Source organism: Xanthomonas sp. NCPPB 1325, assembly GCF_041477645.2.
Classification (GTDB): Bacteria; Pseudomonadota; Gammaproteobacteria; order Xanthomonadales; family Xanthomonadaceae; genus Xanthomonas; species Xanthomonas cannabis.
This window is the reverse complement of the sequence record NZ_CM192985.1, coordinates 2,564,647-2,587,915: the sequence shown is the minus strand read 5'-3', so window position 1 is coordinate 2,587,915 and position 23,269 is coordinate 2,564,647. Positions and strand designations below refer to the sequence as shown.

At 66.4% G+C, this 23,269-nt stretch carries 22 protein-coding genes and 1 pseudogene; 16 read left to right on the top strand and 7 right to left on the bottom strand.

Features of this window, described 5'->3' with window-relative positions:
* Nucleotides 1-293: 293 nt before the first annotated feature.
* From ACCQ10_RS11000 to zwf, 5 genes are all read right to left on the bottom strand, one after another.
* Nucleotides 294-953 (bottom strand): bifunctional 4-hydroxy-2-oxoglutarate aldolase/2-dehydro-3-deoxy-phosphogluconate aldolase, encoded by a 660-nt coding sequence (locus ACCQ10_RS11000; RefSeq protein WP_039409030.1) that lies wholly within the window; start codon nt 951-953, stop codon nt 294-296.
* Between the two features lie 52 nt (nt 954-1,005).
* Entirely contained in the window at nt 1,006-2,922 is a 1,917-nt protein-coding gene (gene edd / locus ACCQ10_RS10995; RefSeq protein WP_372360638.1) for a phosphogluconate dehydratase, read from the bottom strand.
* Nucleotides 2,923-3,036: 114 nt separating this feature from the next.
* Nucleotides 3,037-3,756 carry a 6-phosphogluconolactonase gene (pgl, locus tag ACCQ10_RS10990; protein WP_039409036.1) on the bottom strand — a complete coding sequence of 240 codons (720 nt, stop codon included), beginning with the start codon at nt 3,754-3,756 and terminating at the stop codon, nt 3,037-3,039.
* Nucleotides 3,753-4,760: a glucokinase gene (glk, locus tag ACCQ10_RS10985; protein WP_046964087.1), complete on the bottom strand. Its 1,008-nt coding sequence runs from the start codon at nt 4,758-4,760 to the stop codon at nt 3,753-3,755. Before glk ends, pgl begins: the two co-directional genes overlap by 4 nt.
* Nucleotides 4,757-6,187: a glucose-6-phosphate dehydrogenase gene (zwf, locus tag ACCQ10_RS10980; protein WP_104580695.1), complete on the bottom strand. Its 1,431-nt coding sequence runs from the start codon at nt 6,185-6,187 to the stop codon at nt 4,757-4,759. Before zwf ends, glk begins: the two co-directional genes overlap by 4 nt.
* Before the next feature lie 420 nt (nt 6,188-6,607).
* On the opposite strand from zwf, the gene ACCQ10_RS10975 reads away from it, so the two are divergent.
* Nucleotides 6,608-7,696, top strand: a complete 1,089-nt coding sequence (locus tag ACCQ10_RS10975; protein ID WP_047694870.1) for an ABC transporter ATP-binding protein — start codon at nt 6,608-6,610, stop codon at nt 7,694-7,696.
* On the opposite strand, the gene ygfZ is transcribed toward ACCQ10_RS10975, so the two are convergent.
* Entirely contained in the window at nt 7,693-8,565 is an 873-nt protein-coding gene (ygfZ, locus tag ACCQ10_RS10970; RefSeq protein WP_372360637.1) for a CAF17-like 4Fe-4S cluster assembly/insertion protein YgfZ, read from the bottom strand. The genes ACCQ10_RS10975 and ygfZ overlap by 4 nt on opposite strands.
* Here ygfZ and ACCQ10_RS10965 point away from each other — a divergent pair.
* The 10 genes from ACCQ10_RS10965 (at nt 8,467) to lolD (ending at nt 15,219) form a co-directional block, all read left to right on the top strand.
* A complete protein-coding gene (locus ACCQ10_RS10965) occupies nt 8,467-8,775 on the top strand; it encodes a DUF1674 domain-containing protein (protein WP_338063804.1) in 309 nt (102 codons plus the stop codon). The genes ygfZ and ACCQ10_RS10965 overlap by 99 nt on opposite strands.
* A gap of 56 nt (nt 8,776-8,831) precedes the next feature.
* Nucleotides 8,832-9,227: a succinate dehydrogenase, cytochrome b556 subunit gene (gene sdhC, locus ACCQ10_RS10960; RefSeq protein WP_047694866.1), complete on the top strand. Its 396-nt coding sequence runs from the start codon at nt 8,832-8,834 to the stop codon at nt 9,225-9,227.
* Entirely contained in the window at nt 9,224-9,610 is a 387-nt protein-coding gene (gene sdhD / locus ACCQ10_RS10955) for a succinate dehydrogenase, hydrophobic membrane anchor protein (RefSeq protein WP_184384507.1), read from the top strand. The genes sdhC and sdhD overlap by 4 nt, the downstream gene beginning before the upstream one ends.
* A gap of 33 nt (nt 9,611-9,643) precedes the next feature.
* On the top strand, nt 9,644-11,434 hold the full coding sequence (gene sdhA / locus ACCQ10_RS10950) for a succinate dehydrogenase flavoprotein subunit (RefSeq protein ID WP_039409054.1): 1,791 nt from the start codon (nt 9,644-9,646) through the stop codon (nt 11,432-11,434).
* Between the two features lie 9 nt (nt 11,435-11,443).
* Nucleotides 11,444-11,647 carry a hypothetical protein gene (locus ACCQ10_RS10945; RefSeq protein ID WP_372363107.1) on the top strand — a complete coding sequence of 68 codons (204 nt, stop codon included), beginning with the start codon at nt 11,444-11,446 and terminating at the stop codon, nt 11,645-11,647.
* A 16-nt stretch (nt 11,648-11,663) separates the two neighbouring features.
* A complete protein-coding gene (locus tag ACCQ10_RS10940) occupies nt 11,664-12,446 on the top strand; it encodes a succinate dehydrogenase iron-sulfur subunit (protein ID WP_039409057.1) in 783 nt (260 codons plus the stop codon).
* Between the two features lie 108 nt (nt 12,447-12,554).
* Complete coding sequence (locus ACCQ10_RS10935; protein ID WP_047694862.1) at nt 12,555-12,803, top strand: FAD assembly factor SdhE; 249 nt, start codon at nt 12,555-12,557, stop codon at nt 12,801-12,803.
* Nucleotides 12,754-13,206 carry a YgfX family protein gene (locus ACCQ10_RS10930; protein ID WP_372360636.1) on the top strand — a complete coding sequence of 151 codons (453 nt, stop codon included), beginning with the start codon at nt 12,754-12,756 and terminating at the stop codon, nt 13,204-13,206. The genes ACCQ10_RS10935 and ACCQ10_RS10930 overlap by 50 nt, the downstream gene beginning before the upstream one ends.
* 23 nt (nt 13,207-13,229) lie before the next feature.
* Nucleotides 13,230-14,471, top strand: a complete 1,242-nt coding sequence (locus ACCQ10_RS10925; protein ID WP_039565431.1) for a lipoprotein-releasing ABC transporter permease subunit — start codon at nt 13,230-13,232, stop codon at nt 14,469-14,471.
* Nucleotides 14,464-15,219, top strand: a complete 756-nt coding sequence (gene lolD, locus ACCQ10_RS10920; protein WP_184370767.1) for a lipoprotein-releasing ABC transporter ATP-binding protein LolD — start codon at nt 14,464-14,466, stop codon at nt 15,217-15,219. The genes ACCQ10_RS10925 and lolD overlap by 8 nt, the downstream gene beginning before the upstream one ends.
* 82 nt (nt 15,220-15,301) lie before the next feature.
* On the opposite strand, the gene ACCQ10_RS10915 is transcribed toward lolD, so the two are convergent.
* Complete coding sequence (locus ACCQ10_RS10915; RefSeq protein WP_372360635.1) at nt 15,302-16,366, bottom strand: SDR family oxidoreductase; 1,065 nt, start codon at nt 16,364-16,366, stop codon at nt 15,302-15,304.
* A gap of 425 nt (nt 16,367-16,791) precedes the next feature.
* Here ACCQ10_RS10915 and ACCQ10_RS10910 point away from each other — a divergent pair.
* From ACCQ10_RS10910 to lpxK, 5 genes and pseudogenes are all read left to right on the top strand, one after another.
* Nucleotides 16,792-19,323, top strand: a pseudogene (locus tag ACCQ10_RS10910) (DNA internalization-related competence protein ComEC/Rec2); the annotation flags it as partial.
* Nucleotides 19,217-19,879, top strand: a complete 663-nt coding sequence (locus ACCQ10_RS10905) for a MotA/TolQ/ExbB proton channel family protein (RefSeq protein WP_047694852.1) — start codon at nt 19,217-19,219, stop codon at nt 19,877-19,879. The pseudogene ACCQ10_RS10910 and the gene ACCQ10_RS10905, both read left to right, overlap by 107 nt.
* 3 nt (nt 19,880-19,882) lie before the next feature.
* Nucleotides 19,883-20,338, top strand: coding sequence for an ExbD/TolR family protein (locus ACCQ10_RS10900; protein WP_372360634.1), 456 nt, complete (start codon nt 19,883-19,885; stop codon nt 20,336-20,338).
* Nucleotides 20,335-22,104, top strand: a complete 1,770-nt coding sequence (msbA, locus tag ACCQ10_RS10895; protein ID WP_372360633.1) for a lipid A export permease/ATP-binding protein MsbA — start codon at nt 20,335-20,337, stop codon at nt 22,102-22,104. Before ACCQ10_RS10900 ends, msbA begins: the two co-directional genes overlap by 4 nt.
* Nucleotides 22,101-23,138, top strand: coding sequence for a tetraacyldisaccharide 4'-kinase (lpxK, locus tag ACCQ10_RS10890; protein ID WP_372360632.1), 1,038 nt, complete (start codon nt 22,101-22,103; stop codon nt 23,136-23,138). Before msbA ends, lpxK begins: the two co-directional genes overlap by 4 nt.
* The last annotated feature ends 131 nt before the right edge of the window (nt 23,139-23,269 follow it).

Genomic DNA, 23,269 nt, shown 5'->3' with positions numbered 1-23,269 from the left:
CGGCAGCGCGGCCGGGGATCGGCTCGTCGCGGCACATCCCTGTGCCGCTCTCCGCCAATCCCCGACCACGCTGCCGCCACGGTTTGTCATCGCTATGGCTTCGATCAGCAAAGTCGCGTAGCAAGCGACGCTTAAAAAGATCGTTTGTCAGCCTGCGATCAAGAGGTTGGAGTGGCAACCACCACGCATGAGTACTGGGTCTCCAAACCTTGTTGAGAGGATCAGCACGTCCTTTCCGACGCGCTGGATCCCTCACATCCGGTCATCAATTCGCCGAACAAAGTGTCCAGCACTCAGCCCGCACGCACCTGGCGCACGATCGCCGCGGCCTTGGCCGAGCTTTCCTTGACCTTGTCCCACTGGCCCTGTGCCAGCCAGTCCTTGGGCACCATCCACGAACCACCGATGCACAGCACGTTGGGCTGCGACAGGAACTCGGCCGCGTTGGCTTCGCTGATGCCGCCGGTGGGGCAAAGCTTGAGCTCGGACAACGGACCGGCCAGGCCCTTGAGCATCTGCAGACCGCCCACGGCGGTGGCCGGGAACAGCTTGCACACCCGGAAGCCGAGGCCCATCAGGGTCAGCAGCTCGGTCGGCGTCGCTGCGCCAGGTACGGCCGGAATCGGCGCATCGGCCAGCAGGCGCGCCAGCGGTGCAGGCGTGCCCGGGGTCACCAGGAAGTCGGCGCCGGCATCCACCGACTGACGCAACTGCAGTTCGCTGAGCACGGTGCCGGCGCCGATCACGATGTTGGGAAGCTCGCGCTTGAGCATCGCCAGCGCGTCGATCGCCACCGGCGTGCGCAAGGTCAGCTCGATCGCGGGCAGGCCGCCTTCCAGCAGCGCATCGGCGACGCGGCGTGCCTGGTCCAGCGTGTCGACAGTGACCACCGGCAGGATGCCGGCGTCGCGCAGCAGCTGTTCGGCCGTGTTCTGGGTCTGGGCAATCGTCATTGCAACTCCATTAGACGGCGGCCGCCGGGGCGGCCGCGCAGAGGGTAAGGGGTCAGGCGTCCTTGGACTCGTGCGGTGCAGCCGCCGCGGCCGCATCGGCTCCGAGTTCGTATTCGGCGTCGTAGCTCCACAGCGCACCGTCCGGATGGGTCGGGCCGCAGGAAATGGAGATCGCGCCCTGGTCGGCCGGGCCGACGACCTGCCGGTTGATCGCAAACAGGTTGCGGCCCAGGTCATTGCCCGCCACGGCGGTGTTCGGCGCCACCTCGCGCGATGCCCATTCTTCGGCCGACACCAGCACTTCCAGGGTGCCGGCTTCGCCGTTCAGACGTACGATGTCGCCTTCGCGGACGCGTCCGATCGGGCCGCCGCGCGCCGCTTCGGGGGTGAGATGGATCGCCGCCGGGAACTTGCCCGACGCGCCGGAAAGGCGGCCATCGGTCACCAAGGCCACGCGGCGGCCCTGGTTCTGCAACAGGCCCAGCAATGGCGCCATCGAATGCAGCTCGGGCATGCCGTTCGCGCGCGGGCCCTGGTAGCGCAGCACCACCACGAAATCGTGCGGCAGCACGCCAGCGGCATGCAGCTTGTTGAGCACCTGCGGCGTGTCGATCACCACCGCCGGCGCTTCGATCGTGCGATGCTGCGGCTTGACCGCCGACAGCTTGATCAGCGACCGCCCCAGGTTGCCGCGCAGCAGGCGTAGACCGCCCTGCGCTTCGAAGGCATCGCTGACCGGGCGCGCCACGCTGTCGTCGGCGGTGGTCGCGGTACCCGGAACATAGGTGACCTTGCCGTCCTGCAGGCGCGGCTCGTTGACGTAGGCGCGCATGCCGCCTTCGACCACGGTGGGCAGGTCGTCGTGCATGTAGCCTGCGTCCATCAGCTCGCGGAACACGAACGCAGTGCCGCCCGCGGCCTGGAAGCGGTTCACGTCGGCCTCCCCGTTCGGGTAGACGCGGGTCAGCAGCGGCACGGTCTGCGAAATCAGATCCATGTCGTCCCAGGTCAGCACGATGCCGGCCGCACGTGCCACCGCGATCCAGTGGATGGTGTGGTTGGTCGAGCCGCCGGTGGCCATCAGCGCGACCACCGCGTTGACGATGGCGCGCTCGTCGATCAGGCGGCCGAACGGGCGGAAATCCTGGCCCAGCGCAGAAATGGCCAACGCACGTGCGGTGCCCTCGCGGGTCAACGCGTCGCGTAGCGGCAATTCCGGGTTGACGAACGAGGCGCCGGGCAGCTGCACGCCCATCGCCTCCAGCAACACCTGATTGGAATTGGCGGTGCCGTAGAAGGTGCAGGTGCCGGGCGAGTGGTACGACGAAGATTCCGCTTCCAGCAGTTCGGCGCGGGTGGCTTCGCCTGCGGCATAGCGCTCGCGCACTTCGGCCTTCTGCTTGTTCGGGATGCCTGGCGTCATCGGGCCGGCCGGCATGAAGATCGCCGGCAGGTGCCCGAATGCCAGCGCGCCGATCAGCAGGCCCGGCACGATCTTGTCGCATACGCCCAGGTACACCACGCTATCGAACATGTCGTGACTCAGGCCGATCGCGGCAGCCTGGGCAATGTTGTCGCGCGAGAACAGCGACAGTTCCATGCCGGCGCGGCCCTGGGTCACGCCGTCGCACATGGCCGGCACGCCACCGGCGACCTGCGCGGTGGCGCCGAGCGAACGCGCCGTGTCGCGGATCAGCTGCGGATAATGCTCGAACGGCTGATGCGCCGACAGCATGTCGTTGTAGGCAGTGATGATGCCCAGGTTGGGGGTGGCCGCACCGCGCAGGCGCGACTTGTCGGTCGGCTCGGACGCAGCAAAGCCATGGGCAAGATTGCCGCAGCTCAAACGGCTACGGAACGGTCCCTCGCGCAGGGCGGCATCGAGACCGGCCAGATACGCCGCGCGCGACGGCGCGCTGCGCTTGCGGATACGGTCGGTGACAGCTTGAATGTTCGGATGCAGGCTCATTGGCTACCGGCTATGAAAAACGGGAAAGGAAATGCGCTTTTAATTCCCCGCACATGGATGTGCGGGCTGTTGCGAAGGACTCGCACGAGATCGCCTCCTGCGAGGGGACTCGCATCACTGACACCAATGCACCCGCAAGCGCGGGCCAGGCTGCTGCAGCGCCACGCGGATCGGGTACTCGCCGACGTCCTCGCCTGCCAGCGCGGCCTGCAACACATCCAGCTTCTGCTTGCCGCGCAACAGCAGCAGGCGGGTCGGGATCGCGGACAGACCGGCAGGCGTGAGGGTGATGCGCAACGGCCACTGGTTCGCGCCCGGGCAGCCGGTCGCATCCAGCGAGGCGTACGGCTGCGGGCTGGCGAGCGCCTTGGGCAGGTCGGTGGAGCCTGGGAACAGCGAAGCGGTGTGCCCGTCGCCGCCCATGCCCAGCACCGCCAGACAGGCCGGCTCGGCATGGGTGGCCTGCAGGTTGGCGGTGTGCACGCACTCGGGCAACTGCTTGCCGGGGCGCACCAGCGGGATGAAGGTGGCCGCCGGTGCGTGGGTCAGGAAGCTGTGATTGACCAGCCAGGCGTTGCTGTCCTGGTCCTGCGGCGAGAGCCAGCGCTCGTCGACCAGGCCTACCTCCACCCGCGACCAGTCCAGCGGGCGGTGGGCGAGCGATTCGTACACCGGCGCTGGCGTCGTGCCGCCCGAGAGCAGCATGCGCGCCTGGCCACGCCGCGATATCTCCTGTTCGAGCAGGTCGGCCATTTCGCTGGCCACCGCCTCGGTCCACTCGGCCGGGTCTTCGTAACGCACCAGGGTGATGCGCGGGTTGTCCTGCAGGTTCATCGCTGCTCCCCGGGGTGCTGGCGTTGCGCGTCCACCGCATACGCGGCGGCGCCAAGCAGACCGGCATGGGGATGCATGACCGCCAGCGACGGCACCCGCGACATGATGGCGGAGAACCGGCCCTTGTGTTCGAAACGCTGGCGGAAGCCGGAGTGCTGCAGCGAATCCAGCACCTTGGGCACCAGCCCGCCGGTGAGGAACACGCCGTCCCAGGCGCCCTGCATCAGCACCATGTCGCCGGCGATCGCACCGAAGATGGCGCAGAACAGGTCGATGGTGCGCGCCGAACGCGGGTCGCCAGCGGCTGCGCGTGCGGTGATGTCCTTGGGCTCCAGCGGGCCCGGGTCGATCCCGGCGATCTCGCTCAGGGCGCGATGGATGTTGACCAGCCCCGGCCCGCAGATCAGGCGCTCGTTGGAGACCCGGCCGAACTGCTCGGAGAGGATCTCCAGCACGCGGATTTCCTCGGGCGTGCCCGGCGGGAAGCTGACATGGCCACCTTCGGTTTCCAGCGGAAAACAGCGCCCGTTGCGGATGATCAGACCACCCACGCCCAGGCCGGTGCCGGGACCGATCACGCCATAGTTGCGCGGCTGATCGATCGGCGCCGGCCGCCAGCTGGCGCCGCCGACCTGCACCACGTCCTGTGGCCGCAACAGGCTGATCGCCATGGCCTGGGCGGCGAAGTCGTTGATCAGGTGCAGCGTGCTGAAACCCAGCATGCTGGCGGTGCGCGTGCGCGAGATCACCCACGGATGATTGGTGATGCGGGCTTCGTCGCCATCGACGCGGCCGGCCACGGCGAACACGCCCTGGGTGGCCTGCACGCCGATCTGGTCGAGGTAGTAACGCGCGGCTTCGCCAAGCGAAGCGAACTCCACCACCGCAAATTCGCGCGAGGTGTCATCCAGCAGCGGTACCGAGGCGTCGACATCGGCCAGCGCGAAGCGCGCGTTGGTGCCGCCGATATCGGCAACCAGCACCGGCTTGGAAGGAGCGGTCATGCGTTGTTTCCCTGTGCGTCGGTGGCCGGAGGCAGGAACGGGGTAGCGGCGTCGGGGCCCCAGCTGCCAGCCGGGTAGGGCTGCAACGGCAGGGCTGCGTCCTTCCAGGCATCGCTGACGCTGTCGATCCAGGCCCAGGCGGCCTTGACCTCGTCATCGCGCACGAACAGGGCCGGGTTGCCGTTGAAGGCGTCCACGAACAGCCGCTCGTAAGCGATGCGGCGGTGCAGGCCGGTTGGCACCGACAGTTCCAGTTCCAGCGGCTGCAGCTCGATGGCGCCCCATTCCGGGCCGGCCAGGCTGCTCATCAGGCCGAGTTCGATGTTTTCCTGCGGCTGCAGCTGGAAGGTCAGGCGGTTGGGCACCGCGTTCTGGCGGTCCGGGCGCTCGAACAGCCAATGCGTGACCGGCTTGAGCGTCACCACGATCCGGGTGGAGCGCTCGGCCAGGCGCTTGCCGGTGCACAGGTGGAACGGCACCCCTGCCCAGCGCCAGTTGTCGATATGCGCAGTCACCGCGACGAAGGTTTCCACGTCGCTGCCTTCCGGCGGGTGATAGGCCTGCGCCGGTTGGCCGTTGATGGTGCCGGCGGTGTAGCGGCCGCGCACGCTGTCGTGCGCGGCGTGGTCGGCGGTCATCGGGCGCAGCGCCCGCAGTACCTTGACCTTCTCGTCGCGGATGCGGTCGGCTTCCAGCGAGGCCGGCGGCTCCATCGCCACCAGGCACAGCAGCTGCAGGATATGGCTCTGGACCATGTCGCGCAGTGCGCCGGAGCGCGCGTAATACGCGTCGCGCCCGTCCACGCCTTCGCTTTCGGCGACCAGGATCTGCACCGACTCGATGTAGGTGCGGTTCCACACCGCTTCGAGCAGCGTGTTGCCGAAGCGCAGCGCGATCAGGTTCTGCACCGCCGCCTTGCCCAGGTAATGGTCGAGACGGAACACGCGGTCTTCGTCGATCAGCGCGCCGATCGACTGCAGGATCTCGCGGGCGCTGTCCGAATCGTGGCCGATCGGTTTTTCCAGCATCAGCCGGTGCGGTGCCGCCAGCGCGCCACCCAGGGCCAGGCCCTGGCAGGTGCTGATGTACAGCCCCGGCGGGATCGCCAGGTAGCTGACGCACTGGCGGTTGGCCAGCTCGCGCACCGCATTGGCCACCGACTCTGCATCGCGCAGATCCACCGAGCGGTAATCCACCCGCTGCAGCAGTGTCTGGATCTGCTCGGGCGTGGCGATCGGCAACGCCTCGGTCAGGCGCGGCCGCAGCACCTCGCGGAACGCCTCGGTGTCGTGCGGCGACAATGCCAGCGCACGGATGCGGAAGTCCTCCGGCAACAGGCCGTCGACGAACAAGCGCAGCAGGGAGGGAAAAAGATAGCGCTGGGCGAGATCGCCGGTGGCGCCGAACAGGATCAGGGTGTTGTGCATGGACCGAGTTTCAGATTCTGGAGACATCGTTATCAGCGGCTTGGCGGAAAGGCGCCGGACAGCCGGCGGTCGGTACGTCTGTTCCTGAGCGACACTTGCGTGCGCGCAGCGGGGGATGGACGCTGACGTCCAGCCCCCGATTGTTGCAGCAACGGGCCGTGAGGGGTTAGCGCCCCGGCGGCATACCTGCACCTGCGTGGCGGAATGCCGGGTGGCGAGGCACTGGTGACGCCGCTGGAAACTGCGGCGTGCGTCGGTAGCGGCATGGTCCCTCCCGAGATCGATGTTGCCATGTGAAAACGATTACATGTCAGAATAAACCAATGCATTCGTTTGCACAGAGATTTCGCGCAAACGGGTCGGTCGTCATTGCCGTCGGGAGGGCCGAGGGCAGGGCGCATACACAGTCGAGGCCGAACGATGGCGAAAGTGCAGTTGGAAGGTGTCCGCAAGGTCTATGAAAACGGCCAGGTGGCGGTGCAGGGCGCAAGCTTCGAGGTCGCCGATGGCGAGTTGATGGTGCTGGTCGGGCCGTCCGGCTGCGGCAAGTCGACCTTGCTGCGCATGATCGCCGGGCTGGAGGACATCAGCGCCGGCACGCTGAAGATCGGCGAGCGCGTGGTCAACGACGTGGCGCCGAAAGACCGCGACATCGCCATGGTGTTCCAGAGCTACGCGCTGTATCCGCACATGACCGTCGCCGAGAATCTGGCCTTCGGGCTCAAGCTGCGCGGCCACCCGAAGCAGGTCATCGCCGAGCGCGTCAACAATGCGGCCGAGCTGCTGGGCCTGACCCCGATGCTGGACAAGCTGCCCAAGGCCATGTCCGGCGGCCAGCGCCAGCGCGTGGCACTGGGCCGGGCGATGGTGCGCGAATCCTCGGTGTTCCTGCTCGATGAGCCGCTGTCCAACCTGGACGCCAAGCTGCGCCACAGCGTGCGCACCGAGATCGCGCAGCTGCATCGCAAGCTCGGCACCACCATGATCTATGTCACCCACGACCAGGTCGAGGCAATGACGCTCGGCCAGCGCATCGTGGTGCTCAAGGACGGCGTGATCCAGCAGATCGACAGCCCGATGGCGCTGTACGACCGCCCGGCCAATCTGTTCGTGGCCGGCTTTCTGGGCAGCCCGGCAATGAATGTGCTGCAGGGGCGTCTGGACGAGCAGGATGGCCTGCACCTGGTGCTGGCCGATGGCTGGCGAGTGCCGTTGGGCGCTGCCCGGGTTGATCGTCGCTGGTTCGGTCAGGACGTGATCGTCGGCGTGCGCCCCGAGCACCTGCAACCGTCCGAAGACGCACGGCTGGGCTTCGAGGCACGGGTGGAAGTGATCGAGCCGGTAGGCAACGAGATCTTCCTCAACCTGGACCGCGGCGGCCAGCCGCTGGTGATCCGTGTGGCGCCGCAGGCCCTGCCTGCGGTCGGGCAGCCGCTGCGCCTGGCGTTGCGCAGTGATGCGCTGCATTTCTTCGACCCGGCGACCGGGCAGCGGCTGGAGCCGGCCTAACGCTCCAGGCCGGGAAGGAGGGCGAGCGGGCGCGCGCGGTGCGCGCCTGCCTGCAGCACGGCGTCATCGCCCAGGGCCAGATCCAGCGGGAGCACGGCCAGCGCAAGTGGTTCGGCGACACTGACCACTGTCCCGATGGCGGTGCCGTCGAGCACGACACTGTCGCCGGCTTCGGCCTTGCCTTCGATCTCCAGCAACTGCAACGCACGCTTGGCCTTGCCCAGAAAGTGCGTGCGCGCCACGATTTCCTGGCCGGGGTAGCAGCCCTTCTTGACGCTGAAAGCGTGCAGGCGGTCCAGCGCAAGTTGTTGCGGCGTCCACTGTTCGCGCTGGGCCTGCGGCAGGCGAACCAGCCCTAGTTGCAGATCTTCCTGGCGCCATCGCGCGTCGATGCTCGGCACTTCCATCGGCGCGGCCAATGACGTGTCCTGCGCAAGCAGCAGCGTGCGCGGCCGCCCGGCAGTGCCCATGTCCAGCGCGATATGCAGCGTTCCGATATCGGCGTGTGCACCGTGCGCGCGTTGCGCCGGCTCGAAGCCGCCATACGCCGATAGCTTGATGGCGTTGATTGTCAGCTTGCGCCGGAACACGAAACGGCCGAGCTGCGCGGCGATCTCGGCTGCATTGCCGTCCGGCAACAGCATCAGCACTTGCGCGTCGTCCTCACGCAGGAGTGCGAAGATGGCAACCACGCGCCCCTTCGCCGTCAACCACGCATTCCATTGCCACTGCCCGATCGCCAGCGCCTGGACGTCATTGGCAAATTGGGCATGCGCAAACGCCACTGCATCCGCGCCGGCCAATCGGACGTATTGCATGTCGTGCAGGGAGCCAAAACCCTGCGGAATAAGATTCAGGTTGTCAGCCACGGAAGGGGAGGACTAAAATCGCAATGTTGTGAGACCACTATGATAGGCCATCCAACCCCCACGCCATCGCAGGATTCCGAGACGCAGCCTTCCCCTCAGGAGCACATTCCCGAGAAGAAGCCACTGCCCAAAGAGATCGGTGGGCGCGACGGCCCTGAGCCAACGCGCTACGGCGACTGGGAAAAAAATGGACGCTGCATCGATTTTTGAGCAGCTTTTAGCCACAGCGGCCTAGTGCCGCCCAGCCGAGATAACGAGCCCAGCGAATGGCGATCCGCGAACGTCCTCTTTCCCCGCATCTCCAGGTGTACCGCTGGCAGATCCAGATGGTGACCTCGATTCTCAATCGAGCCACCGGCATTGTTCTGTCGGTCGGCGCCTTGGGAATTGCCGCCGCCTTGCTCACATTGATGCTTGGCCCCGACCACTGGAATTGCCTGCGCGAACATGCTGCCGCCTGGTACGGGCAGGTGTTCCTGTTCGGCTGGACCTGGAGCTTTGCCTTCCACCTGTTCGGTGGGTTGCGCCACATCCTGCAGGACTTCGGCCAGGGCTACGCCGTGCGTTCGTTCGTCAGCCTGGGCTGGCTGTCGGTGGTGCTGAGCCTGGTGCTCACCGCCGCGATCTGGGCTTACGTCCTGTTGTCTGGAGGTGCTGCATGAGCCGCTACCGTACCCCGCTGAAAAACGTGCGAGGCCTGGGTGCCGCCAAGACCGGTACCGAGCATTTCGTCGTCCAGCGTCTGACCGCCACCGCTCTGGTGCCGTTGTCGATCTGGTTCCTGATCTTCGTGCTGAGCCTGATCGGCGCCGACCATGCGACCGCCAGCGCCGCCGTCGCCAAGCCGTGGAACGCGATTCTGCTGGTCGGCTTCCTGATCGCCTCGTTCTGGCATGCGCAGCTGGGCATGCAGGTGGTGCTGGAAGATTACGTGCACAACTCGCTGCTCGCGCTTGCGGCGCAGACCATCGTGCGCTTCGTCGCCGTGCTGGGCGCCATCGTCAGCGTGTTTGCCGTGGCGCGTATCGCGCTGGGCATCAGCTGAGTCGCCAGCGACCAAATAGGAATCCATAATTCGATGTCCGCTTACAAGATCACAGAACACAAGTACGACATGGTCGTGGTGGGCGCCGGCGGTGCCGGCCTGCGCGCCACGTTCGGTCTGGCCCAGAAGGGCTTGCAGACCGTCTGCCTGACCAAGGTCTTCCCGACCCGTTCGCATACCGTCGCTGCGCAGGGCGGTATTTCCGCCGCGCTCGGCAACATGGGCGAGGACGACTGGCGCTATCACTTCTACGACACCATCAAGGGCTCCGACTGGCTGGGCGACCAGGACGCGATCGAGTACATGTGTCGCGAGGCGATCCCGGCCATCATCGAGCTGGAGCACTACGGTGTGCCGTTCTCGCGCACCGAAGAGGGCAAGATCTACCAGCGCCCGTTCGGCGGCATGACCACCAAGTACGGCGAAGGCCCGTCCGCGCAGCGCACCTGCGCCGCAGCCGACCGTACCGGCCACGCCATGTTGCACACGCTGTACCAGCAGTCGCTGGCGCACAACGCGCGCTTCATGATCGAGTACTTCGCGCTCGACCTGATCTTCGACGAAGAAGGCGTCTGCCGCGGCGTGCTTGCGCTGGACATGGCCGATGGCACGTTGCACCTGTTCCGCGCCCATGGCGTGGTGCTGGCCACCGGCGGTTACGGCCGTGCCTATTTCAGCGCCACCTCCGCGCATACCTGTACCGGTGACGGCGGTGGTCTGGTGATGCGTGCCGGCCTGCCGGTGCAGGACATGGAGTTCGTGCAGTTCCATCCCACCGGCATTTACGGTGCGGGCTGCCTGATCACCGAGGGCGTGCGCGGCGAAGGCGGCATTTTGCGTAACAGCAATGGCGAGCGCTTCATGGAGCGCTATGCACCGCACTACAAGGATCTGGCCTCGCGCGACGTGGTATCGCGCTCGATGACGGTGGAGATCCGCGAAGGCCGTGGCGTGGGTGAGCACAAGGATCACATCCTGCTCGACCTGACCCACCTCGGCCCGGAAGTGATCAACGACAAGCTGCCCGGTATCGCCGAAAGCGCGCACATCTTTGCCGGTGTGGACGTGACCAAGCAGCCGATTCCGGTGCTGCCGACCGTGCACTACAACATGGGTGGCATCCCGACCAACTATTACGGCGAAGTCGTGCGCAAGCAGGGCGACAACCCGGACGCGGTGGTGCCCGGCCTGTACGCCATCGGCGAAGCGGCCTGCGTGTCGGTACATGGCGCAAACCGCCTGGGCTCCAACTCGTTGCTGGACCTGGTGGTGTTCGGTCGTGCGGTGGCCAACCGTTGCGCCGAAACGGTTAAGACCAACCAGCCGCACAAGCCGCTGCCGTCCGACGCCTGCGACAAGGCGCTGGGCCTGCTGGACAAGCTGCGCTATGCCAACGGCTCCACGCCGACCTCGGTGATCCGCGACAACATGCAGCGCACCATGCAGTCGGACGCGGCCGTGTTCCGTACCAGCAAGACGCTGAAGGAAGGCGTGGACAAGATGGCCGAGATCTTCGCTTCCTTCGAAGACGTCAAGGTGTCGGACCGCTCGCTGGTGTGGAACTCGGACCTGATCGAGACCTACGAATTGAACAACCTGCTGCTCAATGCAGTGGCGACGATCAATTCGGCCGAGCAACGCAAGGAAAGCCGTGGCGCGCACTCGCACGAGGACTTCCCGGACCGCGACGACGTCAACTGGCAGAAGCACACGCTGGTGACCGTCGACGACAAGGGCAAATGCGAATTCGAGTATCGCCCGGTGCACATGTACACGCTGAGCAAGGACGTGGACGTGGTCCCGCCGAAGCCGCGCGTGTACTGATTGATGCGTCTGCAACACGCTACGTCTGCGTCGAAGGTGCCTGCCGGTGTGTTCCGGCAGATTGGCGCCATCGTGCAGCAGCGGGGCTGTCGCAGGACGCAGGCGCAGCGCCGGCAACCGGCCGGCCGCTGCGCCATCGATTCGATGGTGGCATCCACCGTTTTCACTTTCATGCGCACGGTGCGGTTGTCGTTCGCACCGCGCATCGCCTGAGCCAACGAGAGCAGCTATGGCAGAGTTCACCCTCCCCAAGAATTCAAAGATCGGCAAGGGCAAGCATTACCCTGCACAGGGCGCCAAGAACACGCGCACCTTCAAGGTCTACCGCTGGGATCCGGATGGCGACGCCAACCCGCGTACCGACAGCTATGAGATCGATCTCGACAAGTGCGGCCCGATGGTGTTGGACGCGCTGATCAAGATCAAGAACGAGATCGACCCGACCCTGGCGTTCCGTCGTTCGTGCCGCGAAGGCATCTGCGGCTCGTGCGCGATGAACATCGACGGCACCAATACGCTGGCCTGCACCAAGGCGATTGCGGCCTGCGGCAAGTCGGAAGTGCCGATCTATCCGTTGCCGCACATGAGCGTGATCAAGGATCTGGTGCCGGACCTGACGCATTTCTATGCGCAGTATGCCTCGATCAAACCCTGGATCCGCACCCAGACCCCGCCGCCGCCGGATCGCGAGCGCCTGCAGTCGCCGGAAGATCGCAAGAAGCTCGACGGCCTGTACGAGTGCATCCTGTGCGCGTGCTGCTCGACCAGCTGCCCGAGCTACTGGTGGAACGGCGAGCGTTACCTGGGCCCGGCCATCCTGTTGCAGGCCTACCGCTGGATCATCGATTCGCGCGACGAAGACACCGGTGCGCGCCTGGACGATCTGGAAGACCCGTTCAAGCTGTATCGCTGCCACACCATCATGAACTGCGCACGGACCTGCCCGAAGGGCCTGAATCCGGCACTGGCTATTGCCGAAATCAAGAAGCTGATGATGGCGCGTCGCGCCTGATTGCTGGCAGCGCGGTCCCGCCTGGCGGGATGTGGTTCGCAGCGGCACCGGCCCTTGGGTCAGGTGCCGCTGTCGTTTTCGCCTCTGGCCAGGCGATAGGGAGATGAAATGGACGAGCAAACCTTGCTGAAAAAGTTGCGCTGGCGTTGCCGGCGTGGCATGCGCGAACTGGACCAACTGTTCGGGCGTTATCTGGATCAACGCTGGGCGCAGGCTTCCGAGTCCGAGCGCGCTGTTTTCCTACAGCTGCTGGATTGCGAAGACGATAAGTTGTGGCGCTGGTTCATGGGATACGAGGCCTGCCCCGATGCCGCCAATGCCGCCCTCATCGCCGATATCCGCGCCTTGCCGGCTTGAGTGGCGGCCTTCGCGCGGGCTTGTCTGCGCAGTGAGCGCACTGGCCGTGCTGGCGCTGTGCGCGGTGTGGCGTAGCGGGGCGCCGCTATGGCTGGCGGCGTTGCTGTCTGCCTGGGTGCCGGTATCTGCCGCGCGATCGCTTCGGGCGTTGTTGCGCTCGCCTGCGCGTCAGGTGCTGATCCCGTGGGGCGAGCTGCCCGCCAGCATCGACGGCCAAGCCGTGCAGGACCTGCAGGTTGCGTGGCGTGGGCCGATCGCGGTGGTGTCGTGGGCACGTGCCGATGCACGCCGCGAACGCCTGCATTTCTGGCCTGACACCCTGCCGGCGCCGCAACGACGTGAACTGCGTCTGGCCGCTCACGCACACGCCATTTCGTCCCGGCGGTCGCTAGTGGCACCATAGCGTCCCTTTCCTGGTTGAACCGCATGTTCAAACCTATCCCGGTTGCCATCGGCTTGCGCTACCTGCGCGCCAAGCGGCGCAATGGCTTCATCTCGTTTATCTCGATGGCATCGATCCTGGGCATCGCCCTGGGCGTCACCGTGCTGATCACCACGCTGGCGGTGATGAGCGGTTTTCAGAAAGAGATCCGCGACCGTCTGTTGCAGATGGCCGCGCATGCCACCGTCAGTGCCGACGGCGCGCCCATGCGCGATTGGCAGCATGCGGTCGAGGTCGCCATGGCCGACCCGCGCATCGCCGGCGCGGCCCCCTACATCGAAACCGAATCGTTGCTGCAGGGCCCGCGCAAGCAGCCGGCCATTGTGCGTGGCGTCGTTCCGTCGGAAGAGGCCAAGGTGTCGGTGCTGGCCAAGAAGATGCAGCAGGGCTCGGTGGACAGCCTGACGCCCGGTTCCTACAACATCGTCATCGGCAAGGAACTGGCCCTGTGGCTGGGCGTGGACGTGGGCGACGGCATCGTCGTGCTGCTCAGCGATACCCAGGCCACGCCGTTGGGCGCCATGCCGCGGCTCAAGCGCTTTACCGTCAGTGGAATCTTCGAGGCCGGTTACAACGAAATCGATCGCGGACTGGCAGTGGTCAACATGCAGGATCTGGCGCGCGTCTTGCGCATGGACGGCGTGACCGGCGTGCGCCTGAAACTGCACGACATGGATCAGGCCTGGCCGGTGGCGCGCGATCTGGCGGTGAAACTGCACGGCCCATACCGGGTGAGCGACTGGACGCAGGAAAACGCCAATCTCTATCACTCGCTGAAGATGGAAAAGACCGTGATGGGCATCCTGCTGTCGCTGATCGTGGCGATGGGCGCCTTCAACCTGGTGTCGTCGCAGGTGATGCTGGTGACCGACAAGCAGGCCGACATCGCCATCCTGCGCACACTGGGCCTGTCGCCCGGCGGGGTGATGCAGGTGTTCATGGTGCAGGGGTCGTTGATCGGTTTCATGGGCACGATCATGGGAGTGATCGGCGGCATCGTGCTGACGCTCAATCTCGAGCGCATCCTTGGTGTGATCGAAACGATCTTCAGCGTCAAGCTGCTGCCGGAAGACGTCTATTACATCACCGGCCTGCCCACCGACATGCAGACCCAGGATGTGGTCGTGATCACGGTGGTGGCATTGGTGATGAGTTTCCTGGCGACCCTGTATCCGGCGTGGCGCGCCTCACGCACCCAGCCGGCGGAGGCGCTGCGTTATGAATGAGATCCGGGATTCGGGATTCGGGAATCGGGAATCGGTCGTGCAAAAGCCAAACCAAGCAGAGGCAGTGATTCGGGCCGAGGGTCTGGCCAAGACCTACGCCGAAGGCAAGATGCGCACGCCGGTTTTCGACGGCCTGGATCTGTCGGTGGCCACCGGCGAGACCGTGGCCATCGTCGGCGCGTCTGGTGCTGGCAAGAGCACCTTGCTGCACCTGCTCGGCGGGCTGGATATTCCCACCTCGGGCGAGGTGTATGTGGCGGGCGAGCGCATGTCGGCGCTGTCCGATGGCCAGCGCGGCAAGCTACGCAACCAGGCGCTCGGTTTCGTGTATCAGTTCCATCACCTGCTGCCGGAATTCACCGCACTGGAGAACGTGATGATGCCGGTGCTGCTGTCGGGCCAGGACGTGCCGGTTGCCAGGGCGCAGGCGCTGCAGTTGCTGGAATCGGTCGGGCTCGGGCATCGCATCGAACACAAGCCCAGCGAGCTGTCGGGTGGCGAGCGTCAACGTTGCGCAGTGGCACGCGCCCTGGTCAACAAGCCCGGCTGCGTGCTGGGCGACGAACCCACCGGCAATCTCGACGACAAGACCGCCGGCACGGTGTTCGAGCTGATGCTGGAACTCAACCGCGCGCAGCGCACCAGCCTGGTGCTGGTGACGCACGACCGCAGCCTGGCACGGCGTCTGGACCGCGTGCTGGAGCTGCATCAAGGCAGGCTGCGCGAATTGGCGCCGTCGGCGGTATAGCTGCGAGCCTGCCGACCGTGATGCGGCAGATCGCGTACTGCTGCGGGTTGAAGGCCGACCCGCAGCGATGCAATCCCGTCGATCAGGGGATGATGCGCAGCGCCCGCAACCGGGTAAACAGCTCGAAGAACGAGGCGCGGCTGTCGTAGAAATCTACGAAGCCCAGCTCGCGGCTCTTGGTCATGTCGTTGACGCACTCGATCTCGCGGCCCAGGTCCGCATCGGTATGCCACCACGAGGCCAGGCGATTGACGTCCGCTTCCACCAGGTCGTGCTTTGCCGCCAGTTCGGCCCAAAGCGCAGGGGCCGCCTCGGTCAGGCGCGCTTCCAACGGCTGCGGTGTGTCCGGGCAGGGCGCGGCGTCGAGTTCGAAGAACGCGGCGATCTCGCCCCACATCCAGCGCCAGCGGAATACATCGCCATTGACGGTGTTGAAGGCCTGGTTGCGTGCGGCCGGGCTCAGGCCTGCCCAGGCCAGCTGACGCCCGAGCAGCCCGGCATCGGTCAGATCGGTGAGGCTGTTCCACTGCGCCTGCGAGCCCGGGAATACGAAGGGCTGGCCGGTGTGCTTGCACAGCGATGCATAGACCGCCAGCGTCACGCCCATGTTCATCGCATTGCTGCCATTGGCCATGCCGATCATGGTGTGCGAACGATGCACGCTCCACCCGAAGCCATGACGCTCGGCGTGCGCGAACAGCAGGTCTTCGAGCGTGTAATAGAAATTCTCGCCCGGCTGGCGTGGTTCGCTCTCGCGGAACGGCGTTTCGGCCTTGCCGCTGCCGTAATTTTCGAACGCACCCAGATAATGCTTGGTGCCGGTGACCAGGGCCATGTGCTGCAGCGGCGCATCGCTCAGCGCATCGCACAGGTGACGCATCATTGCGCCGTTGGCTTCGACGTTCTCGCGCTCGGTGTCGCGACGCGTCCAGGTGCAGAAAAAGACGTGGGTAATCGGCAGGCCACGCAAGGCCTTGGCCGCGCTATCCGCGTCGAGCAGGTCGGCTGCGACGGGAATGACGCCATCCTGCGGCAGTGGGCGACGTGCGAGGCCGTAAACGGTCCATCCATCGGCAACCAGGACGTTGGCGAGGTTGTAACCGGAAATGCCGGTCACGCCGACAATCAATGCAATGCCTTTACGCATGTGGGGGAACTCCTCGGAAACAGCGTCGAACATAGCGCTTCGCTCATGAAATCGAGGCGAATTGGGGGCGGCGCCGGCTGGCAGGCTGCACTGGCGATCGTGCGTCACGCAGTGTCCTGCTGATCGGCACGGTGATGCCTCGATGGCGTAGACGGAAGCGGATGCCGCGGTGTCGCGCTCACCGCGTTCGATCGAGTTCGCTTGTCGGCTCCGTTGCTCGGCGTGCCGCTGCGCGGTGCAGGCATGTCGGCCGGGACGACCGCTGCAAGGTGCAACGCCCACCGCACTCTCGCGCCCGCGCAGGGTGTGTTCGTCACGCTCCGCTTTTTCCTACCTGACACGGCGCAGATCACCGCTATGGCCGGTCCGGGCCGTGGTCTAGGCTCGTGCTCTCGGCCTGAACCTTCAGGAGCTGGACCAGCGACATGGATGTGTCAGCACAAGCGCCGCCACCGCCGCGGTTTGCCTCGGCGGTACCCATTGCAGCTGCCATGCTGCTGGGTGTCGTTGGCTGCGCGTGGTCGCCCGCAGTGCTGCCGCGCGCGCTCTACATGGGGTGCCTGCTCGCAGGCGTGCTGATTATCGGCATTGGCCTGTGGCGGTGGCCGCGCCACGGCGCCTGGATGCTGGGGCTTGCAACGGTGTCGCTGGGGTTTGGACTCACCGGCTGGCACGCCACCACCGTGCTGCAGTCGCAGCTGCTGCCAGGTGACGAAGCGCGCGAACGCGCGGTACAGGGGCGGATCATCGGCCTGCCAGTGGCCGAGCAACGCCGGACACGCTTCCAGCTACGGGTCGACGCCGATCGGACGCAGTCGCCGGCATTGCGCGGCAAGCTGTTGCAGCTGGCCTGGTACGACGCCTTCGGCACCTACCGGATCGGCCCGCGCGCGGCCCTGCGCGCCGGAGCGCACTGGCAGCTGCGGCTCAAGCTGCGAGCGCCACGCGGCTTGCGTAACCCCGGCGGGTTCGATGCCGAACGCCAGGCGCTGGCGCAGCGCATCGCCGCGACCGGCTACGTGCGCGACCCCGACGGCGCGCGCCAGGTCGTCGCGCCGCACGGTGTGGACGCCTGGCGCGACCGCATGTCGCAACGAATTGCCGAGCAGGTGCCCGGGCCTTCGGCGCCGTATCTGCGCGCCCTGGCACTGGGCGATACGCGTGGGCTGGACGATGCCGCATGGGCAACCTTGCGCGCGACCGGGCTCAGTCATCTGATCGCAATCTCGGGCTTCCATGTCGGCCTGGTGGCTGCCTTCTTTGCATTGGCAGTCACCGGTGTGTGGCGATGGCGGCCGGGCCTGGCCATCGTGATTCCACGCATCCACGCCGCAGCAATCGCTGCGTTGATCGGTGCGACCGCCTACGCGGTGCTGGCCGGCCTGGCCTTGCCGACGGTCCGCACCGTGTTGATGATCGCGGTCGTCGCCGCGGCGCGCGTGGCGCGGCGACGCGCCACAACGGCGCAGATGCTTGCGCTCGCCTTGCTCGCGGTAGTGGCCTGGGACCCGTTGAGCGTGCTGGTGGCAGGCTTCTGGCTCAGTTTCGCCGGCGTCGCCTGGCTGGTGTGGTGCCTGCCGGCCGACGACCGCGCCATCCTGCGCGGCTTTCTGTCCGCACAGACCGTTGCCACGGTGGGCCTGCTGCCGCTGACGGTCAGCTTGTTCGGGCAAGCCTCGCTGGTGGGCCCGTTCGCCAACCTGGTCGCCATTCCGTGGTGGACCTTCGTGGTTGTTCCGCTATGCCTGATCGGCACCGCACTGGAGGCACTGTACGTCGGAGCGGGGCTCTGGGCGTGGCAGTTGGCGGGGTGGTGTTTCGAGCTGACCTGGCCGGGCTTTGTCTGGCTTGGGCAGACCACGGTGGCCTTGTGGTGGGTGCCCGAATCCGATGCGGTCGCGCTGATCGCCGCGCTGCTGGGCGCGTTCTGGCTGTTGCTGCCGCGCGGCACGCCGGGCAAGACCGTGGCGGCCCTGTTGTGGCTGCCGCTGCTCTGGCCGGATCGCGCCATGCCCGGCGCCGGCGAAGCCGACGTGCAGGTGATGGATGTGGGGCAGGGGCTGGCGGTGCTGGTGCGCACGCAACGGCATGCACTGCTGTTGGACACCGGCCCTGCGGTGCGCGACGGCTTCGACGCCGGTGAGCGCGTGGTCCTGCCGGCCTTGCGCGCGCTCGGGGTGCGCAGGCTGGACGCACTCGTGCTCAGTCATGCCGATGCCGATCATGCCGGCGGCTATGCCGCGGTGCGCGCGGGGTTGCCGGTCGCAGCCACGTTGGCGCCACCCGGCGCACCGCTGGATGTCAGTGCGCGCTGTCATGCGGGGCAGCGCTGGGAGTGGGATGGCGTGCGCTTTCGCTTCCTGCATCCAGGTGCCGATTTCCCGTATTTGCGCAATCAATCCAGCTGCGTGCTGCTGGTGCAGACGCCACACGTCAGCGCCTTGCTTCCGGGGGATATCGACGCGCTGGTGGAGCGCCGGCTGATGCGCGCGCAGGCGGGCGCGTTGCACGCCGACCTCGTGGTGGTGCCGCACCATGGCAGCGCAGATGGGTCGCATGCCGGCTTCGTTGCTGCCACCGGTGCGCGGTTGGCGCTGGTGTCCTCCGGGTACGGCAACCGCTTCGGACATCCGCGCGCGCAGGTCGTGCAGCGTTGGCAGGGCGGTGGCGCGGAGGTGCTCGATACGGCCGAGTCCGGCGCAATCAGGGTCTGGCTCGGCGCCGATGGCCTGCAGGTCCGCGAGCGACGGCGCTGGCAGGCGCGGCTGTGGGATGCTGCGGAACGGCGGCGGTCGGCTGCTATCCTATCGGCGAGCGAATAGGCGGCCGCGCTGCCGGAGGAATCACATCGTGTTGGAGCTGGTCAAGGCGGGTGGTTGGCCGATGGTGCCGTTGCTGTTGTTGGGTGTGGTCGCCTTGGCGATCGTGCTGGAACGTCTGTGGACCTTGCGCCGCAACGAGGTGACACCGCCCGGGCTGGGTGAGGAGGTCCGCAACTGGGCCGCACGCGGCAAGCTGGACCCCTCCCATATCGAATCGCTGCGGCGCAACTCGCCGTTGGGCGCGTTGTTGGCCGCCGCGCTGGATGTGCGTGGCCGGCCGCGTGATCTGATCCGCGAGCGGATCGAGGACACCGGTCGCCACGTGGTGCATCGCATGGAGCGTTATCTGAATGCGCTGGGCACGATTGCGTCGGCCGGGCCGTTGCTGGGGCTGTTGGGCACCGTGGTCGGCATGATCCAGATGTTCCTGGGCATCCTCGATCACGGCGTGGGCGATGTGAATCAGCTCGCCGGCGGCATCGGCAAGGCGCTGGTCTGTACCGCCACCGGCATGATCATCGCCGTGCCGGCATTGATGGCGCATCGCTTCTTCAAGGGGCGCATTGCGGGCTACATCATCGAGATGGAGCAGGAGGCCACCTTGCTGCTGGACACCATGGACGGCCGACCGGTTGTTTCGGCTGCAGTGCCGGCGCCGGCAGTCGCCAAGCCCGTCACGGCGAAGGGCTGACGGATGCGCATCGGCAGTGACCGAAGCCAGGACGAGCCGCACATCGATCTGGTGCCATTGATTGACGTCATCCTCGTCCTCATCATCTTCTTCGTGGTGACCACGACTTTCGACGCACGCTCCACGCTGCAACTGCAGCTGCCCACTGCCAGCGACCAGAACACCAGTGCGCCGCCGCGCGCGCTCAGTGTGCTGGTCAATGCCGATGGCCATTACTTCATCAACGATCAGGAAGTACTGCGCGCGGATGTGGATTCGCTCAAGCAGACCATCGCCCAGATTGCCGGCGATGACCGCGAGCAGACGGTGCTGATGCGCGCCGATGCACGGACGCCGTACCAGGCCGTGGTCACTGCGCAGGATGCGTTGGGGCAGCTCGGCTTCCGGCGCATTGCCATCGCCACGGCGCCCCAGACCGGCAGCGCCGGCACGACACGTACCAACGGAACCCGCCAGTGACCACCTCCACCGACCGCCCGGCGCCAGTCTCGTCCTGGCGCACGTACCGTCGCCTGCTGGCTTTCGCCAAGCCGTACCGGCTGTTGCTGGTCGCCGCACTGATCGCCGCGTTGATCGAAGCAGCAGGCACCACCGGCTTTCTGGCGTTGATGAAGCCGATCACCGACGAAACCTTCATCTACAAGAATGCCGAGGTCAGCCGCTGGTTGCCGGTGCAGATCATCCTGCTGTTTGTGGTGCGTGGGGTGGCCGGCTACATCACCGACATGGCGATGGGCAAATCCGCGCGCAGCATCGCGCGCGATCTGCGCGTCAAGGTGATGGCCAAGTACCTGCGCCTGCCTGGCTCGCGGTTCGATTCCGAGCCGGTGCCGTCGATGCTGATCCGTCTGGGTTCGGACTCGGATCAGGTGGCGCAGGCAGCGGTGGATGCGGTCAAGGTGATGATCCAGCAGTCGTTGCAGGTGATCGGCGCGTTGGCGCTGATGCTGTGGCATAGCTGGCAGGTCACCCTGACCATCCTGGTGCTGGCGCCGGTCCTGGCCTGGGTGATGGACAAGGTGGCGCGCCGGTATCGGCGCATCAGCCACAGCATCCAGGAAAGCGGCGCGCACTTGTTGCAGGCCGCCGACCAGACCTTGTCCAGCCACCAGGAGGTCAAGATCTACGGCGCCCAACAGACCGAAATGGAGCGCTATGGCACGCTGGCCGACCGCAATCTACGGCTGGCGATGAAGGTCGAATCTACGCGCGGCATTTCCACCGCCACGGTGCAGATGATCGGTGCGATCGGGCTGTCGGCGCTGCTGTTCGTGGCAGGTGCACAGGCCTTGGCCGGGCGGCTGACCGCCGGCGACTTCGTGGTGCTGATGACCTCCATGCTCACGATCATTCCGGGCCTCAAGCAGCTCACCAATGTGCAGAACATGGTGCAGCGTGGGCTGGCCTCCGCCGAGCGCCTGTTTTCGGTGCTCGACAGCCCCGACGAGCCCGATCAGGGAACGGTGCCGCTCACCCGCGCAAAGGGCTTGATCGAATTTCGCGATGTGACCGCACGCTATCCCGGCCAGGTGAATCCTGCGCTGGCCGAGGTCAGCTTCGTCGCGCAGCCCGGCACGGTCACCGCGATCGTCGGTCGCTCCGGCAGCGGCAAATCCAGTCTGATCAAGCTGATCCCGCGCTTCTACGAAGCCGAGACAGGGCAGATCCTGCTCGACGGACATCCGGTGCAGGCCTACGCGCTGGCCGATCTGCGTCGACAGATCGCGCTGGTCGGACAGCAGGTGATGCTGTTCGACGGCAGCATCGCCGACAACGTCGCCTATGGCGAAATGCGCACCGCAGATGCCGGGCAACTGGAGCGTGCGATTCTGGGCGCCAATGCGATGGAGTTCGTCGCGCAATTGCCCGAGGGGTTGCAGTCGCATGTCGGGACGAAGGGCGGTCGCCTGTCGGGCGGGCAGCGGCAGCGCCTGGCGATCGCACGTGCGATGCTCAAGGATGCGCCCATCCTGATTCTGGATGAAGCCACCGCAGCGCTGGACAACGAATCCGAGCGGCTGGTGCAGGATGCCCTGCACAAGCTGATGCCCGACCGCACCACGCTGGTGATCGCACACCGCCTGTCCACCATCGAACATGCCGACCAGGTATTGGTGATGGACCAGGGCCGCATCGTCGAGCGCGGCACCCACAGCGAATTGCTGGCGCAGGGCGGGCTGTATTCGCATCTGCACGGCATGCAGTTCCGCGAACGCCAGGCATGAGCAAGCGCGGCACCCGCACCCCGGGTTATTGGTACGACAACAGCCCGATCCCGCTGGCCGCACGCCTGCTGGCACCGATCTACGCCGCGGCCATTGCGTTGCGGCGCAGCGTCTACCGGCGTGGCTTGCGCAAGCGGCATGGCATCCCGGCGCCGGTGATCGTGGTCGGCAATGTCACCGCTGGAGGCACCGGCAAGACCCCGCTGACCATTGCCCTGGTGTCCAAGTTGCAGGATGCCGGCTGGACGCCCGGCGTGGCCAGCCGCGGCTATGGTCGCGATGACGCAGGCACGGCCCGCTGGGTGGATGCCGATACCCCGGTGGCACTGGGCGGCGACGAGCCGGTCCTGATCGCCTGGAAGACCGGCGCGCGCGTGCGCGTGGACAGCGACCGCGTCGCTGCCGCCAGGGCGCTGGTGGAAGCAGGTTGCGACATCATCGTGTGCGACGACGGTCTGCAGCACTACCGGCTGGCGCGCGACGTGGAGATCGAAGTGGTCGATGGCCAGCGCCGCTACGGAAATGGCCGGCTGCTGCCGGCCGGGCCGCTGCGCGAACCGGCCGCGCGTGCGCGCGATTGTGATTTTCGGGTGGTCAATCTGGGCCAGGCCAGCGCTACCGCGGCCCCGCAGGCGCCGGACGATTCCGGTTTCGGCGAGTGGCAGATGCGGCTCAGCATCGACAGCGTGCAACCGATGGATGGCAAGCGCGCGCAACCCTTGAGCATGCTGGCCGGGCAGCGCGTGCATGCGGTGGCTGGCATCGCGCACCCGGAGCGGTTCTTTGCGATGCTGCGGGCACGCGGCATTGGCGTGGTGCCGCATGCATTCCCGGACCACCATGTGTATCGCGCTGAAGATTTCAGCTTCGGCAGTCGCCTGCCAGTGCTGATGACCGAAAAAGACGCGGTGAAGTGCCGGCCATTTGCCGACGAGTGGCTGTACAGCGTGCCGCTCAAGGCAGACCTGCCTGCTGCGTTCTGGGTGAGCCTGCTGGACCGCTTGAACAAGCTGGCAAGCCGCCAAGGCGCATGAACTGCGGCCGTGCGGCGCGGTGTAGCGCGCGAGGCGCGGATAGGAGCGTGGGGGTTGGTGCCCAAGTGCGCAGGCATCATCCGCTCCGTGGCAGCCACGCATGTCGCACTGCCATCGTCGCACTCGCAACA